This is a genomic window from Candidatus Paceibacterota bacterium (genome assembly GCA_028714275.1).
Lineage (GTDB): Bacteria > Patescibacteriota > Minisyncoccia > Phycocordibacterales > CAINVO01 > CAINVO01.
In genome coordinates this window covers 1-2,676 of record JAQTMP010000066.1, presented here as the reverse complement: position 1 = coordinate 2,676, position 2,676 = coordinate 1, and the positions used below count along the sequence as shown (strand labels likewise).

5 protein-coding genes are annotated in these 2,676 nt (G+C 44.7%); 3 read left to right on the top strand and 2 right to left on the bottom strand.

All coding sequences use genetic code 11. From position 1 onward, the window contains the following. Positions 1–277 (top strand): glutamate 5-kinase (locus PHF79_04230; protein MDD5318988.1); only part of this gene is annotated, 277 nt, incomplete at its 5' end. A 27-nt stretch (positions 278–304) separates the two neighbouring features. On the opposite strand, the gene ung is transcribed toward PHF79_04230, so the two are convergent. After that, on the bottom strand, positions 305–994 hold the full coding sequence (gene ung / locus PHF79_04225) for a uracil-DNA glycosylase (GenBank protein MDD5318987.1): 690 nt from the start codon (positions 992–994) through the stop codon (positions 305–307). A 53-nt stretch (positions 995–1,047) separates the two neighbouring features. Between ung and PHF79_04220 the strand changes: the two genes are divergently transcribed. Next, positions 1,048–1,527 (top strand): DUF2127 domain-containing protein, encoded by a 480-nt coding sequence (locus tag PHF79_04220; protein MDD5318986.1) that lies wholly within the window; start codon positions 1,048–1,050, stop codon positions 1,525–1,527. Positions 1,528–1,534: 7 nt separating this feature from the next. Beyond that, positions 1,535–2,209: a histidine phosphatase family protein gene (locus PHF79_04215; GenBank protein ID MDD5318985.1), complete on the top strand. Its 675-nt coding sequence runs from the start codon at positions 1,535–1,537 to the stop codon at positions 2,207–2,209. 13 nt (positions 2,210–2,222) lie between these two features. Here the strand turns inward: PHF79_04215 and PHF79_04210 are convergent. Next, positions 2,223–2,676: SDR family oxidoreductase (locus tag PHF79_04210; protein ID MDD5318984.1), on the bottom strand; the 454-nt coding region annotated here is incomplete at its 5' end.

Genomic DNA, 2,676 nt, shown 5'->3' with positions numbered 1-2,676 from the left:
TGCCCATTCAGAGGGCTTGGCTAAAGGAAGTGTCTATGTAAACGATTGCACAGAGGGGATTTTTAATGATAAAAATAAAATCATTAGTCTTTTGCCTATCGGTATCACCAAAGTTGAAGGAAAATTTAGCAAAGGGGATATTATTGAAATTAAAAATGAAAAGGCTGAAAAGATCGGCTTCGGTGTGGCTCAATACGGCCATGAAAAAGCCCAGGAATTGATTGGAACTAAAAATTCCAAGCCGATTATTCACTATGATTATATGTTTATTGAGTAAAAAATTTATTTTATCTTTCCAATTTTTTTATTTCCAACTTATCTCATCCGCTCCATTTTTCTTCAAATACTCATTCGCCTGACTAAAATGCTTGCAGCCAAAAAAACCGTTGTAGGCCGAGAAAGGCGAGGGGTGGGCCGACTCGAGGACGAGATGCTTGGTGCGGTCGATCAGGCGGCCTTTATTTTTGGCATAATTTCCCCAGAGCATAAAGACGAGGCCTTCGCGATCTTGGGAAAGTTTTTCAATGGCTGCATCGGTAAACTCTTCCCAGCCTTTGTTTTGATGCGAGCCTGGGCTGCTGGCGCGCACGGTCAAGGTAGCATTGAGTAAAAGGACCCCTTGGTGCGCCCAGCGAGACAAATCACCATTTGGCTCAGGCGTGATACCTAGATCATTTTTAATTTCCTTAAAAATATTTTGGAGCGAAGGTGGTAGCTTGATGTCCTCATGCACCGCAAAACAAAGTCCGTTGGCTTGGCGCGGCCCGTGATATGGATCCTGTCCAAGAATGATCACTTTCACTTTGTCGTAGGGACACATATCAAAAGCGCGAAAAAGATCCTTGGGCAAAGGGTAAACTCCACCTTTGAGATATTCTTGCCGCACAAAAGACTGAAGGTCCTTAAAATAAGGCTTTACAAATTCCTCCTTGAGGACTTTTTTCCAGGAAGGCTCGAGCCGGATAGTGTCTGAGCTATTTTGGTCCTGAGGCATGGTGTTAAGATTATAGCACCTTACGTTTGCTTTCAATCTGATAGAATAAGGGCATGAAAGAAGAAGTAAAAGAAAAAGAATATGACCTTTTCTTTAAGCTTTTTTTGGGCGGAAAAATCATTTATGGTTTTTTTGAATTAGCCGCCGGAATATTTTTACTAGTCGTCAGCCGGGCGACGATCAACCTGATCTTTGTGTCGCTCACTCGGGGAGAATTGCTCGAAGACCCTAATGACTTTTTATCCAACTATATTTTGAAAGCTTCCGAGAGCCTGACCCACAATCTTCAAATATTTTTGAGTCTCTATCTTTTAATATATGGAATCGTCAAGCTGGCCTTGGTGGTCGAGCTGCTCAGAAATAAAATTAGGTTTTATCCTTATGCCATCGGCTTGTTTTTACTTGGCATTCTTTATCTACTCTACAAGCTGGTAGTTTCCTTTTCGACTCTCACACTGCTGCTCACGCTTTTTGAGGCTGTCACCCTATTGCTCATTTGGCACCATTATAAAAGGCTCTCGCGTAGTATATAATTCCTTTATGGCCTCGAAAATAATCTATTTTATCCGACACGGTGAGAGCGAGCTCAATGCTAGAGGGATCAGGCAGGGTCCGGATGGTCCGCTGAGTCTAAAAGGTAGAGAGCAGGTTAGACGAGCAGCGGAGGGTCTCGCTCGGGAACCCAAAAAAATCCAGGTGCTTTTTTCCAGTCCCTTTCAACGCACCCGGGAGACAGCCGAAATCATTGCTGAAACCCTTTATCTTAAAATCCATTTTTGCGACTTGCTGGTGGAGCGGAGAAATCCGTCAGAGATAGTGGGACATTCCCAAGCAGAGCAAGAAGTGCAGTCAATCGTAGACCGGATAGACAAGAGCTTCCATCCGGATCACTTACGTTTTTCAGATGAAGAAAATTTTGTCGACCTCAAGGCTAGGGCCAAAAAGCTTTTACGCTTTATCGCCAGTAGGCGGCATAGTCGCATGCTGATGGTCACGCATGGGATTTTTTTGAGCATGGTCGTGTCGTATATGCTTCATGGAAAAAAGCTCACAGCCAGCGAATATGCCAATGCTAGTTACCTCTACAAGCTAGACAATGCCGGAGTGGTGATCTGTTCCTACAAGTCTCACTGGTTTAAAAAAGATGAATGGAAACTATTGATGTGGAACGGGATGCCACAAAGTACGGCTGGTTTAGGCTTTTTTCAGCACTAGTTTATATTTGGTTTTATTTTGACAATCCTGTGTCTGGGCTAGTTTCGGTTCCGGCGAGGATGCCACCGTCTATGACGAGCTCTGAGCCTGTCGTGTAGGAGGATTCGTCTGAGGCAAGATAGAGCACAGCGTAGGCTACTTCCTCAGGTGTCCCAAATCTAGCTAGTGGAGTGCCTTGGGTAAATTTTTTGAGATTTTCCTCGTAGGCCTGGCCTTCCCCGAGCAAGTTTTTCCATAAAGCCGTCATGATGGTGCCTGGATGGACGGAGTTGCAACGAATTTTATATCCTTGCTGTGCACAATATAGAGCGACTGATTTTGTGTGGTTTCTGACAGCGGCTTTGGCTGACGCGTAAGCTGCCGCACCGGGGACACCAACGATGCCAGAACGGGAAGACATATTGACGATCGAGCCACCCTTGCCGTCGGTGTTTTCCTTCATGAGCTTAATGGCATATTTGCAGCCG